Genomic DNA, 14,047 nt, shown 5'->3' on the forward strand with positions numbered 1-14,047 from the left:
GTTCCGCTTCTAGGGGCGAGTCTTCCCGCGATCTGCTGCGCTGAGGCAGCCGGACGGGATCACGTCAGACACACCGGACTTGCCAGCCAAGCTCCTGGAGCATCACCCGCATTATGACCTCACTTCCAAGGCGCCGGATCGCCCACCAGCCGACCCTGTATCCCTTCGATCCCCATTTCGGCGATGACCTGACGCTCACCTTCGGTCTCCACCCGCTCTGCTATCACCGGAAGGTCGATGCTGTGCGCCGCACGCTGCACCGCTTCGATGAACAACCGCTTATGCCCCTCCTCATCGATCGCACGGATGTAACTGCCGTCGATCTTCAAGTACGCCAGCCCCAGGTGCGCCAGGTTGCCGATCATGCTGAAACGGCCGCCGAAACGCTGCAATGCCAGCGAGAAGCCGGCCTCCCGCAAGCGACGGGCGAGTTTCTCCAGCACCGCTTGCTCTGGCAATTGCTCTTCGCCGATCTCGAACGTCAGGCGACCACGCAACTTGGGATGCTGGCGCAACGCATCGAAGACCCGTTCCAGCGCCAGAGGATCGCTCACCGTCGCCGCCGACAGGTTAAGCGCCAAGGGGCGATCATGGGTTTCCATGTGGTCGAGCACCTGTTGCAGCATCATCACGTCAAGCCGACTGGCCCAGCCAAAGCGCTCGATCCACGGTAGAAAGCGTCCTGCTGCGACCGCCTCACCCTGCTCGGTGATCAGCCGTGACAACGCTTTGTAGTGCAGGACCCGCGCCGTGTCCTTCGTTTCGACCACCGGCTGGAAGAACAACTCAAAGCCGCCCTGGCTGAGTGCCCTGTCCAGCACCAGACGCCAAGTCTGCTCATCGTCGCCGACGTTGGTCACCACGCCGTTTTCAACGCAGGCCCAGGTCTGCTGGCCCTGGGTTTCAGCCAGTGCCAAAGCCTGGTCCGCCAAGGCCAACAACGTCAAAGGCGCCTCGCCCGGGGTGTAGGGCGCCAGGCCCATATGCGCAACAGGCGAAACATCCGAGGCCCCCGTTCCGCCCAGTGCCTGCAACGCCTGCTCCAGGTCATGAACCAGCGCCAAGGCTTCTTTGCTGGACAACCCCGGCGCCAGCACCGCGAATTCGCCACCGCGGGAACGGCTGATGAGGTTGCGGGTATTGGGGTGTTGTTCGCACTGTTTGAGCAGCACGTGCGCCACCGCCACCAGCAGCGCATCGGTGCGCTTGCCACCCATCCGCTGGTTCAGACCCGCCAAGTCCTTGATGCGTAGCAGCAAGAGGTAACCGGCCCGTTCCTCTTCCTGGTTGCTGACGTGCGCCTCGAGCTGCATGTCGAAATAACGCCGATTGGAAAGCCCCGTCAGGCTGTCCTGATAGGACTCGATACGCAGTTTCTCGGTCCGCTCGGTGCTCTCCTGAAACAGCGCTTTGAGCTTTTCCACCATCTGGTTCATCGCCTGGACCACGCGGCGCAATTCAGGCGTGCGCGGCAATTCGGGCAACGTCAGAAACTCGCGACGGCCAATCGCCTGAGACTGAGCCACCATGTAATCCAGCGGCTTGAGCTGACGGCGCAGCAACAATGCCCCGAGCACACCGCTCAACACGCCACACAGCACCAGCCAGCCCAGACTGCCCAGCGCGCTTTGCCAGAGCTTGGCCAGCGCAAACATCGGATGGCTGACCACTTCGACCCGCGCCGTCTGCTGCCAACCCCGGCTGACAATCGCCTCGCCCCCCGCCGGATCCAGGCCGATCAACCGGGTGAACCACGGCGGCACGCCTTGATTGTCCGGCGTGGCACTGCGCTCGACCAGCACGGCATTGGTCGCCAGGTCCACCACCCGAATGCTGGCGTAATAGCCGCTGTCGAAAATCGACGACACCATCAACTCGACCATCGCCGGATCATCGATGTTGGCCGTCAACGACAACGCCAGCGAAGTCGCCGCATCCTGCGCGTGGGACCGCAGTTGATTGACATACTGCGCCCGCGAACTCTCCAGGCTGACGGCGAAACTGCCGGCAAACGCCACCACCAGAAACAGACAGATCGCGATCAACAGTTGCTTGAAAAGGGACATCGGTGCTCCTAACTCTCAGGCTCGGCGGGAAAGCCTTCGGCGGTCATTTTCTTCAACACGTCCTGCCAGCGAGACAGACGCTTGGTATCACCCACTTTTTTGTTGCCCTGCGCACCCGGCAGCCACAGGCCTTCGGCGTTGAAGGCATACACCGGCAACAGGTCCGTGCGTTCGCTGGCGGGCTTGATTTCATTGATGAGGCTGTCGAGCACCAGCGGCATCGCATTGGGCGTGGCGTAGTACGTCAGCACCATGTGCGCGCGGTTCAGGCGCAACGCCTTGACGTACGTGATCAGCAGCTTCTCGCTCGGCACACCCAGACGACGCAGGCTGAAATACTTGGCGATGGCATAATCCTCACAGTCCCCCGCCCCCTTCCACAACGACTCGATGGGCGTGGCCCAGTAATCGACCTCATGCCACAGGTCGATATCTTCCTCATAGCGCATCTGCTTGTTGAAGAAGGTATTCACCACCTTCAGCTTGTCCATCTCACTGATCTGCTTCTCGGTCGAGAGCAGGTTCTGCCAGGCATCGATCCGCTGCTTCCCCGCCCCTAACGGCCCATACAACGCCTCGGCCCGACGGCTGATCAGCGAAAAATCCCAATCCGCACTCAAATAGCTCGCACACGCCGTGCACGTGAGTGCAAGCGCAAGCAACAGCCAGAATCCAGGGCGCTTGTGGGCGGAGGGTGCTGCCAATTTCTAGTCCATTAGAAGTATGGATAAGGGGTAAGTGATGGTGAGGGGTTGGCGGGGGAAAGGCAATGGCGGGGTGAGATCATGGGGGCGGGAAATCAGGCGCTAGGCGCAGATAGACATTTGGTGCCCATCGGCAACCATCAAAGCGTTTCTTGCTCAAGGCTCGAGCAGTGCACAGGTCAGCAGCGACATGAATAACCCTACAAGCGCAGGCAGATCAAACGCCAAACCGACGATCAGCACCGGGACACCGATTATTACAACAGGACTGCGCAAAAATTTCTGAGCCCTCATACCTGCCTCCTCGCTGACGGCCATCGAAGTGTACCACCGGCTTCTTATATCAAGACTACCCATTGTCCGATGACGCGTTCGGCGCCAATGCTGACGCGGTGCCAGTCGATAGGTAAAATGCCGGCCTGTATCGAGGCATCTTTTAAGAATTTCCGAATCTAGAGGTCAATTGCTGGTGGCAACTCAGGTTAACGACCGACGCTCAGGACCTCCTTATTTCAGAAGTGACGACGGGCGGGAAAGCGTCGCTATTCTGATGTGTACATACAATGGTGCTTCTTTTCTGAAGGAGCAGCTTGACTCATTCGAAGCACAGGGGTTCTCCAATTGGACCCTTTACGTGTCAGATGACGGCTCCAGCGACACTACCAAAGCGATCCTGACGGAGTATGCGGACCGATGGGGGCCTCATAAGCTCATCATCTTCGATGGGCCCAAAAAAGGATTTGCGCAGAATTTTCTGTCCCTGATTCGACGCCCCGATCTGACTGCGGACTATTTTGCCTTTAGCGATCAGGATGACATCTGGTTCGGCGACAAGCTTGGTAGGGGCATGGCGGCATTGGCGAGAGTCGAGGTCGACATCCCCAGCATGTACTGCACCCGAACTAGGCTCATCGATGAGGAAGGTCAGGTCATAGGACACTCGCCTGACTTCGAAAAACCACCTTCATTTCAAAACGCACTGGTTCAAAGCATAGCGGGCGCCAATACGATGCTCATAAATTCGGCCGCCCGCCAAATCCTTGCGCGAGTTCCGGTGGACGCCTACGTCGTTGCTCACGATTGGCTTGCCTATTTATTGATCAGCGGATGTGGTGGCCAGATACATTATGACGCCCTTCCCACCCTTGATTACCGCCAGCATGGAAATAATCTCATCGGTTCAAATTCGAAGTGGGGTGACAAGCTCAAGCGTTTGGTAGACATGTTCTCCGGGCAGCGTAAAGCCTGGACAGATGCCAACCTTCACATTTTGGAGAGTATCGACGCCCCGTTGACAGAGGAGAACCGCACGATTATCGCTCACTTCAAGCGGGGACGCGCTTTAGGCCTTCCAGCGCGACTGTGGGAGATAAAAAAGTCGGGCGTTTACCGGCAAACCCGCTCGGGAAGCGTAAGCCTTTATGTGGCAGCGTGTTTAGGTAAGGTGTGAGCAAATGTCGGAAATTTCCGAATTCAGTTCAGAAACCGACATTACGCTTGCGGGCCGCATGGGAAAACCTTACCGTCGCCCAAAATTTTTCGGGTGATGCAGTTTTTGCAGGACGCAGGCCGGTGCAAGGCGATGGCACTCTACAATCGCAGAAGGCATCTGCATCTGGAGCCTAGGGCAATACCGCCTCGTTGCATGTCGAACAAGCGCCCGAAGTCGCGGTCTGAGGGCCATGAATAAAATTGGTAAGGTAAAAAACGCTGCAGCGGCATGCCGTGATAACCATCGAACGCCCCAGCAGAGGCGCGCATTCAGCCCTGTCAACAGAGATCTCTATCTGATCGTCGCGGGGATTGGACCTCGAGGTGCGTACAGATACACTCCGCGCCTTCCGAAATTTATCTTCGCCAGCGTGTAAAAGAATGTGCGGACCAGTGCCTAGCCGACCGGAAAATTCCGGAGACCAAGCCCGCCGTGCATGCGCAGACCAAGTCCAGCGCTGGTTTTAACATCATTTTTTACCAGTTGAGCCGAAACCTCGGCCCTGGGTGCAAATTGGAGACGCTGCAACGATGAAAGCCACCCCCCTTGCCATTCCAGATGTTGTCCTCTTCGAGCCGAAGGTTTTCGGCGACGAACGAGGCTTTTTCTACGAAAGCTTTAACCAAAAGGTATTCGAAGAGGCGGTCGGCAGGGCTGTAACATTCGTTCAGGATAATCATTCTCGTTCGGTCAGGGGCGTCCTGCGCGGCCTCCACTATCAAATCAAACAAGCTCAAGGCAAGCTCGTACGCGTCACCCAAGGTGAAGTTTTCGACGTTGCGGTCGATTTGCGTAGAAGCTCTTCGACATTCGGTCAATGGGTAGGTGCACTTCTTAGCTCAACCAATCGATCCCAACTGTGGATTCCTGAAGGTTTTGCGCATGGATTTGTAGTCTTGTCGGAAAGCGCAGAGTTTCTGTACAAAACGACTGACTATTGGGCTCCAGAACACGAGCGCAGCCTCGCTTGGAATGACCCGACTGTCGCGATCGAATGGCCGGAAATTGGCCAACCCACCTTGTCTGCCAAAGACGCAGTTGCAGTCAACCTGCAAGACGCCGAGGTATTCCAGTAGTGAATCCTCACCTCAGCCCTTCCGCTGGCCCCGTTAGCCTCGCCATCAGTCTTTGGAAGAATCGGTCTTTGATATCGCAGATGACCAAGCGTGAGGTCATTGGCCGTTATCGCGGGTCAGTCATGGGCCTCGCATGGTCGTTCTTCAACCCGATCTTGATGCTGGCCGTTTACACCTTTGTCTTTTCGGAAATCTTCAAATCACGCTGGGTAGGTGTCGACACGGGAAAGGGCGGTTTTGCCATTCTGCTGTTTGTCGGCATGATTGTGCATGGGCTGTTCGCCGAATGCGCAAACCGGGCACCATCGCTGGTCATGAGCAATAGCAATTACGTCAAGAAGGTCGTTTTTCCGCTGGAAATTCTTCCGGTGATAACACTTGGTTCTGCACTGTTTCACAGTTGCATCAGCCTACTGGTACTGGTGGTCGCGCAATTGCTGGTAGTGGGTACGCTTCACTGGAGCGCCCTGTTGTTTCCTTTGATCCTGATCCCCTTGATCCTCGCGACATTGGGCGTTAGCTGGTTGCTCGCTTCTCTGGGTGTATATCTCAGAGACGTCGGCCATGTGATCACCGTTCTGACAACCGTTCTGCTGTTCTTGTCGCCCGTGCTTTACCCGGTCGCAGCCTTGCCAGATGCCTACCAACCATGGCTCAAGCTCAATCCATTGACCTACATTATCGAAGAAAGCCGCAGCGTGTTGCTTTTTGGCAACTTGCCGGACTGGGGCAGCCTAGCGATCGCCATTACTGCAGGCGCACTTATCGCCGCCATCGGGTTCTGGTTCTTCCAAAAGACACGCAAGGGATTCGCTGATGTCATCTGATCAATCGGTAATCAGCGTTCGGAATGTCTCCAAATGCTTTTACAGCTACGACAAGCCCCATGACCGCCTTAAACAAGCCATCGTTCCCAGATTTCAACGCTGGGCAGGCGACCAGGTCACAACGTATGGGAAAGAGTTTTGGGCATTGCGCGATATCAGCTTCGATGTCGAACAAGGGGAAACGGTAGGAATCGTAGGGCGTAATGGCTCGGGCAAGTCTACGTTGCTACAGATCATCTGTGGGACACTGACCCCAACGTTAGGCCAAATCGAAACCCGGGGCCGTATCGCGGCGCTTCTGGAGCTGGGCTCCGGCTTCAACCCAGAGTTCAGCGGTCGTGAAAATGTCTACCTGAATGGCGCCGTCCTCGGATTGACTCGGGAAGAGATCAACGCACGCTTCGATGCAATCGCAGCGTTTGCCGACATCGGCGAGTTCCTTGACCACCCAGTCAAGACTTACTCCAGCGGAATGGCGGTACGGCTTGCATTCGCGGTACAGGCTCAGGTAGACCCCGACATCCTGGTCGTAGACGAAGCCCTTTCCGTGGGTGATGCGCGATTTCAGGCAAAGTGCTTCGAGCGTCTGAGGCAACTGAAGGAAAACGGCACCAGCATCCTGCTCGTTACGCATTCAAGCGAACAAGTAGTCACACATTGCAACCGTGCGATTTTGTTGGAAAAAAGCCACGTCGAAATGATCGGCGAGTCACGCCCCGTCGTTAATCGATACACCGACATCCTCTTTGGCCGGGAAAAGCAGGAAGAGGCAGCTCTTGGCGAACAACCCAGCGAACTCACCGACTCACGTATTCAAGAAAGCTCCGATGAAGAAATCGCGCTGCTGTTTGATCGGGACGCCTATGCCACACGCCCTGGCTACAATCACCATGAGTACCGTTGGGGGGATGGCGCAGCCACTCTTACGGACTTTCATCTGAGTGCAGCGGGACGGGCCTACCCGAGTAGCGTTGAACCTGGGGACAATATCACCCTTACCCTGGCGTTCACCTTCAATCGCCACATCATTAACCCGATATTGGGTTTCACGATAAAAACGAAGGAAGGTGTCACGGTGTATGGCACCAATTCATACCTTTTGGACTGCGTAGAAGCTAGAGAAATGGGCCAAAGCGGTGCGAAAACGACGGCACGGCTACATTTCAAGAACAGACTTGCGACAGGCGACTATTTCATTTCTATCGGACTTGCATCTCGAGAGGGCGAAGAAATTATTCCGCACGACCGCCGATATGACTCCATTCACTTTGTCGTCGAACCAACGCCGAAACTTTTAGGCCTGATCGACTTAGATCTCACCATGGAAATCACTCGGTAAGCGACGATGCAGACTCTAGAACAATATGGTTATACCCGAGACAGCGACACTGGAGTGTGGGTGCGCTCTGACTTCCAAGGAATCGCTTACAGCGACGGTGACAGCGCAGAAACTGAGCTGGCCAAGATCATTCGAGAAGCTGACGACGTTTCAGTTTTGTCCGATGAGCTACCGCAGCACTGCTCCGATTGGGCAAAGCTTTATCACCTCAGTGCCACCCGGGCGAACATCCTGCGACCCTTCGAACATTTGCTGAAAGGCCGGGTATTGGAGATCGGTGCAGGCTGCGGAGCGATCAGCCGGTACTTGGGTGAAGCCGGGGCAGAGCTTCTCTGTCTGGAGGGAAGTCCGCGAAGAGCTGCTATCGCTGCGAGCAGAACGCGTGGGCTATCAAATGTCACCGTCCTCGCAGAGCGATTCGACGACTTCAAGATCGAGGAACAATTCGACGCAGTCACTTTGATCGGTGTCCTTGAATACGCCAGCATGTTTAGCAATGCCAAGGATCCTGCGCTTGCCATGCTGGTGCGCATCCGTCAATTGCTCAAGCCGGGCGGACACCTTTTCATCGCCATTGAAAACCAACTGGGGCTGAAATATTTCGCCGGAGCCCCCGAGGATCATATCGGCGTTTCGATGTATGGCATTGAGGGTCGCTACGAGCACGGCCAGCCGAAAACATTTGGCAAAAAAGAGCTTGAAGAACTGATTGCGTCGGCTGGCTTCGCCGCGTCCGAATTCATGGCTCCGAGTCCCGACTATAAGCTTCCCAACTCGATCATCACGGAAGCCGGCTTTGAATGCGCTGAGTTCGATGCAGCCGCGCTCGCCTGGCAAAACGTCAAGAAAGACCCACAGCTGCCAGAAGCGACCACTTTCAATCTGGAAAAAGCATGGCCCGTGGTCGTTAACAATCGACTGGGTATGGACCTTGCCAACTCATTTCTGATCGTTGCAGCCTGCTCTGAGACGGAGCCGTCGGCACGGGATATTCTTGCCTACCATTACAGCACTGGTCGGAAGACTCGGTACTGCAAGGAATCACTGTTTGTCAAAACGCAGGAAGGGATCCGTGTCGAATACAGGAAGCTCGGCACCGCGACGGAAGAACTGACGGACGCAGTGGGGGCGGACTCATTCAAGTACGTCCTGCCTCGGATCGACACTTATGTGACCGGCAAAGTCCTAAGCCTTGAATTCCTGGATATTGCCGCTCAGAGAAACTGGAGTATCGAAAGCTTCACTCCGTTTGTGACGAAATATCTGGCCCATCTGAAGACGCTGCTCGTGAATGAGGGCGTGGAGCAGGAGCTTGACTCAGTAAAAACGCTTCTTCCAGGCAAATATATCGACGCGGTTCCACAAAATATCGTATTGACTGCAGATGGATCGCCCCAACTGATAGACGTTGAATGGGAGATGGTGGAGGGCGTCGAACTCGGTCACCTCATGATGCGTGCCCTTTTGCTCTTGATGGCAGCCGCGAACCCTTTCTACCCAAGCACTGCATCGTTCAGTCGACAGGAGTTTGTCACCGGCCTGCTGGCAAGTGCAGGTTTGGAAATTGCTGCGGAGGATTGCGACCGGTACATCGCGACTGAAGCGGCATTCCAAGAGAAAGTGACTGGAAAAAAAGCCGACAACTTCCTTAACTGGGCACCCGAGGCGCCTATACACAAATTGGGTGCCCAAAGGCCCACGCCCAAATTCGCAACGCTGTACATCAGCGATGAAGATGGGGGGTATTCAGAACAGAACGCACTGCACCAAACCGTTAAGAACGGAAAACAGCAGGTAAGATTCAGCCTTCCTTCCGGGCTCGGAGCGTCTACCAAGCTTCGCTTCGACCCAATCAATCACCGTCAGAGCTTTTCGATTGAGGCTATCACGGTATACTCTTCCGCCTCCCCAGTCTGGGAATGGCAGGGTGACATCACGCAGCCGCTTGTCGCTGCCTATGCTGTCCAAATTTCCCAGCGGGGTGATGAAACGCTTTATCTGGCGCTGAGTGATGACCCAAGCGTAACGATTCCCGTAAACGGCGAGGCGTTGCAGAGCACGGACCTGCTTGAGCTAGAAGTAAGCTTGACTTTATTCACGGAAGAGCAACTGGCTCAAGAGATCAACGTGCTTAATCAATCTGGACTTGTCGGTCCACACGCAGAACTGCAAAACAAACTCGACCTGATCGTCAATTCAAACAAAGAAATCGCAGACGCCCTGGAGCTGGTCAAAGCTTCGGTGAATGGGAGCGGCACCGTCAGCGATCTGAATAGGACGTTGCTTGAGAAGGAACGTCTCGTTCGCGATCTGACCGATGAGCTGCAGCTCAAGATTCGAGAGCATGAGACCCAGCTCCAGATCTTGGAGGAACAGAAAAAGCTTGAACTCGATGCGAAAGAAGCTCAAGTGCAGGAGCTGATCGGTTCCAAAGCTCTGGATGATGCCAACTCTGAAGAAGAGCGTCTTCAAATCATTGAAGAACTCAGCAGCCAGATCACTCTGAAGGATGAAGCGCTACAAGCGACGCTCTCCAGATGGCAGGAGTCGCTGTCTGAGAAAGACGTTCACATACGTAATCTTGAAGAACATTTGCGCATCCAGCAGGTCGAGAAGGACACACACATCCATAACCTCAACCTTCATATTATGGCGATGCAGTCATCCTCAAGCTGGAAAGCGACCGCTCCTGCCCGCAAAGTGCTCAGAATTGCGCGTCGGTTGAAAAAAGCTTGGCGTCTGCTTCCATCCGTCGTGCGTCGCGGCGGTGGCTTGAAAAACACCATCCGTAAAGCAATTGCCGTATGGCGCATGCAAGGTACAGCTGGGTTGATAGCTCGCGTGCGTTGGGTTGCTGGGGCTAATTTTGCATTCGTGGGCCAAGAGACCCGCGAGGTTTTAGACCGCCACGATTACGCGACATGGGTGAAATACTACGACACCCTCGACGACAACGGTCGATGGAAGATCACAGAAGAGATAAGAAAGTGGAAGTCCAAGCCACTGATCTCAATCATCATGCCGGTTTATAACCCGCCTTTATCGCTTCTGCGTGAGGCTATCGATAGCATCAAATCTCAGCTCTATAAAGAATGGGAGCTCTGCATTGCAGATGATGCGTCGACAGATCCTGAAGTCATTGCCTATCTCAAATCCCTGGCAAAGCAGGATCGCCGTTTCAAAGTGATTTTCCGTGAAGAAAATGGCCATATCGCCAAGGCGAGCAATTCTGCGCTGGATCTGGCCTCGGGGCGATTTATCGCGTTGATGGATAACGACGATCTGCTCCCGGAAAATGCTCTCTACTGGGTCGTTCGGGCGATTCATGAAAATCCCGACGTCGGCCTCATCTATTCCGATGAAGACAAAATCGACACGTCGGGTAAACGCAGCGCGCCTTATTTCAAATCGGACTGGAACGAATTTCTCTTCCGCTCTCAAAATATGGTGTGCCATCTGGGCGTGTACCGGCTCGACTTGGTCAAACAGGTCGGTGGTTTCCGTCCTGGCTTCGAAGGCGCGCAGGATTACGACCTCGCTTTGCGCTGTGCAGAGAAGCTTGAGCGCACTCAGATCGTTCACATCCCGCGGGTCCTTTACCATTGGCGGATACACTCCGGTAGCACGGCAATGGGCGGTGACGAAAAGCCTTACGCTGCATTAGCAGGCGTGAAAGCGCTGGACGAGCACCTTCAACGTAAAGGAAATATCGGGACTACCGAACTTCTGCCCATGGGAATGTACCGGGTGCGTTACGCCCGTCCTGCCGTGGCACCGTTAGTGTCCCTGATCATTCCGACACGGAACGCCTATGCATTGGTGAAGCAATGCATCGACAGTATCGAGCAACTGAGCACCTACAAGAATTACGAGATCATCCTCATCGACAACGGCTCAGATGACCCCGTTGCGCTGGAATATTTCGCGCAGTTGGACCAGCAAGACAACATCCGCGTCATGCGAGACGACGGCCCGTTCAACTATTCTGCGCTCAACAACAAAGCAGTCCAGTTGGCGCGAGGCGAACTGATCGGGTTGATCAACAACGACATCGAAGTGATCACTCCCGAATGGCTGGACGAAATGGTTGCCATCGCGCTGCAGCCGAATGTCGGCGCAGTTGGTGCTCGACTGTGGTACCCGGATGACCGTCTACAACACGGTGGCGTCGTTGTTGGTGTAGGCGGAGTGGCTGGACATTCGCATAAGTACTTGCCGAAAGGCGACTACGGATATTTCTGCCGCGCTGCACTGATTCAGGAATTCTCTGCAGTCACCGCCGCTTGTCTGATCATCAAGAAATCCATCTTCGAGCAGGTAAACGGGCTGGATGAGGAAAATTTGAAGATCGCATTCAACGACGTGGACTTCTGCCTGCGAGTTCAAGAGGCTGGTTATATCAACGTCTGGACGCCATTCGCAGAGCTGTATCACCACGAGTCAGCGACACGGGGGATGGAAGACACGCCAGAGAAAAAAGAGCGTTTCTCCAAAGAGGTCCTGCACATTCAAGCGCGCTGGCCCAAGATCCAGGAAGACTATACATACAATCCTAACCTGACGTTGGACCATGAAGATTTCGGCCTGGCATGGCCACCAAGGGTCAAAATATAAAGGTGGTAGGCGCCAACGGAGACAGGAATCTGACAGTGCTTGAAAATCAACATGACAATAGGCTCATGGGCCTGACCAATAAACGCTGTCAGCTCCTGCTGGCAGCTCTTTATATTTTTATCATTGCCGTGTGGTCATGCGGGATCGCGTTCAACAGTGCGCCCGATGAGTCGACGCACTTCTTCCTTCTGGAGTTTTTGAATAAATTTGATGCAATGCCTTCAACCATGGAGCCCAAGCAGGCGTTCACTGGATTGATTTCTGGTCGCACTTGGCAACAGGGAGAATTCTGGTATCACGGGCTTCCCTTCCCTCACGTCATCGGCGCCCTAATCACCACGAAAGTTGGTAGCTGGTTGATGCCTGCTGACCTCCTATATCTGGCCGCTCGCAGTTTTAACTGGATATTAGGGGGGGTATTCATCTGCTCGCTGTTTCGCATTGCACGTTCTATTGGAAATTCGATGCAGATTTCAGCGCTCATTGCGCTTAGCATCGCACTGATTCCCCAAGTTACCTTCGTTTTCTCTTACCTGAACAGCGATGGATACGGCCTTGCCAGCATTGGCTTGCTGATCGGCACAATGATCAGCTATACGAATTCGCCCACTAGAAAAAGAGCGATGTACCTTGGTCTGGCTGTTGGGCTGATGCTGCTGGCGAAACTGTACTTTCTACCTGCGTTGGTTTTTGTTGCAGTAATGCTGGTGGTCAATAGAAAATTTATGAATCATCAGCTCTTGACACATTGGAAAACCCTCTGCATTGCAGCCGTTATAGTTGCCGTCCCCATGCTACTAGTTGTGTATCTAAAGTACGGTGAAATTTCGGGGGTGTCGGGACAACTTGATTTCGTCGAGATGCATAAACTCAATCCCGCAGCAGGCTATGGTACGTGTTATTTATTTTGCGGTGATCAGTTTGTAAATACCAAAAACTTAATACCGTGGCTCGAACTCACGCTCACCAGCTATTTCTCAGTAACCGGCTGGATGAATATCTTCATTTCCGAATACTTTTACGTATTCGCGAGCATGGCATTCGTGTGCACAATCGGTTTCTCCATTCTTCAGATAAAACCGTTGAGAGCGTCGGAGACTTGGAAGGATATTACCATCAGCTACATCCTTCCTCTCGTAATGATCATTGGCCTCTTTCCTGCCATCACGCTGTTGAGCTTGATAGCCTCTCAAAACTCACTCCCACAGCCCCAGGGAAGGTACCTCTTCGTCACGATCCCGTTTTTGGCGCTTTTGCTGGCCCTGAGTACAAAGCGCATGGTTGACCGGAGCAGTGTATGAGCAGCGTAGAGAATGCATCGTGGAAAGCTGAGAGAAGAATCGCTACCGTCCTGGCGTTGCTGTGCCTGTTTATACTCATTGCAAACTTCTCGTCATGGAAGGCTAACGTAACATTTCCTAAAAACGCTCACACTTCTGCCATTGCGAAAATGGCCGATGAGGCACTTCCTCAGATCAGCACTGCTGGCACTTCGGGCAATTTGAGCCTGAACCAGAACGATCTCAAAAACAGAACGGTATTCTCAGCGGACTCTCAGCCTTCTTTGCAAATGCCGATATCCGACACGCCGGTCATGGGCAACATTGACGAAGTTGTAAAAACACCCTCCGGGATCAAGCTGAGAGGATGGGTCTTTTTAGCAAACGGAGTCGATAGCCCCGAATTCGTGGTCGCAGTCGAAAACAGCAAGATCGTGGGAGCCCTGAAGGTCAGCGAAAGCCGGCCCGACGTCGCGAAAGCCCTGAACAACAAAGAGGCACTGCGTACAGGTTACGACGGTCAGATCACCAACACTGGCGATATGTCAGGCTGTAACATCACGCTCTTTGCTCTGACCTCGTCGCTGAGGCTTTTTCCGATGCCAAGCGCATGCGACAAAGCCAACGTCCCTCATCATTGATATTGTGG

Annotated in this window: 9 protein-coding genes; 7 read left to right on the forward strand and 2 right to left on the reverse strand. The window is 54.3% G+C overall.

Translation table 11 applies throughout. From position 1 onward, the window contains the following. Nucleotides 1-119: 119 nt before the first annotated feature. Together lapD and lapG are read right to left on the reverse strand one after the other, a co-directional pair. Nucleotides 120-2,066, reverse strand: a complete 1,947-nt coding sequence (gene lapD, locus N5D61_RS21730) for a cyclic di-GMP receptor LapD (RefSeq protein ID WP_279894198.1) — start codon at nt 2,064-2,066, stop codon at nt 120-122. Between the two features lie 8 nt (nt 2,067-2,074). Beyond that, nucleotides 2,075-2,770, reverse strand: coding sequence for a cysteine protease LapG (gene lapG, locus N5D61_RS21735; RefSeq protein WP_347881583.1), 696 nt, complete (start codon nt 2,768-2,770; stop codon nt 2,075-2,077). Between the two features lie 469 nt (nt 2,771-3,239). On the opposite strand from lapG, the gene N5D61_RS21740 reads away from it, so the two are divergent. The 7 genes from N5D61_RS21740 (at nt 3,240) to N5D61_RS21770 (ending at nt 14,039) form a co-directional block, all read left to right on the forward strand. Further along, nucleotides 3,240-4,220, forward strand: a complete 981-nt coding sequence (locus tag N5D61_RS21740) for a glycosyltransferase family 2 protein (RefSeq protein ID WP_279894199.1) — start codon at nt 3,240-3,242, stop codon at nt 4,218-4,220. A gap of 572 nt (nt 4,221-4,792) precedes the next feature. Then, entirely contained in the window at nt 4,793-5,338 is a 546-nt protein-coding gene (gene rfbC / locus N5D61_RS21745; protein ID WP_108240518.1) for a dTDP-4-dehydrorhamnose 3,5-epimerase, read from the forward strand. After that, on the forward strand, nt 5,338-6,165 hold the full coding sequence (locus N5D61_RS21750) for an ABC transporter permease (RefSeq protein WP_108240519.1): 828 nt from the start codon (nt 5,338-5,340) through the stop codon (nt 6,163-6,165). Before rfbC ends, N5D61_RS21750 begins: the two co-directional genes overlap by 1 nt. Next, nucleotides 6,155-7,504, forward strand: coding sequence for an ABC transporter ATP-binding protein (locus N5D61_RS21755; RefSeq protein ID WP_108240520.1), 1,350 nt, complete (start codon nt 6,155-6,157; stop codon nt 7,502-7,504). The genes N5D61_RS21750 and N5D61_RS21755 overlap by 11 nt, the downstream gene beginning before the upstream one ends. A gap of 6 nt (nt 7,505-7,510) precedes the next feature. Then, nucleotides 7,511-12,118 carry a glycosyltransferase gene (locus N5D61_RS21760; protein ID WP_108240521.1) on the forward strand — a complete coding sequence of 1,536 codons (4,608 nt, stop codon included), beginning with the start codon at nt 7,511-7,513 and terminating at the stop codon, nt 12,116-12,118. 35 nt (nt 12,119-12,153) lie between these two features. Then, a complete protein-coding gene (locus tag N5D61_RS21765) occupies nt 12,154-13,419 on the forward strand; it encodes a DUF2142 domain-containing protein (protein ID WP_279894200.1) in 1,266 nt (421 codons plus the stop codon). Next, nucleotides 13,416-14,039 carry a hypothetical protein gene (locus tag N5D61_RS21770; protein ID WP_279894201.1) on the forward strand — a complete coding sequence of 208 codons (624 nt, stop codon included), beginning with the start codon at nt 13,416-13,418 and terminating at the stop codon, nt 14,037-14,039. The genes N5D61_RS21765 and N5D61_RS21770 overlap by 4 nt, the downstream gene beginning before the upstream one ends. Nucleotides 14,040-14,047: the final 8 nt, after the last annotated feature.

The sequence above is a fragment of the Pseudomonas sp. GD03842 genome (assembly GCF_029841165.1).
Lineage (GTDB): Bacteria > Pseudomonadota > Gammaproteobacteria > Pseudomonadales > Pseudomonadaceae > Aquipseudomonas.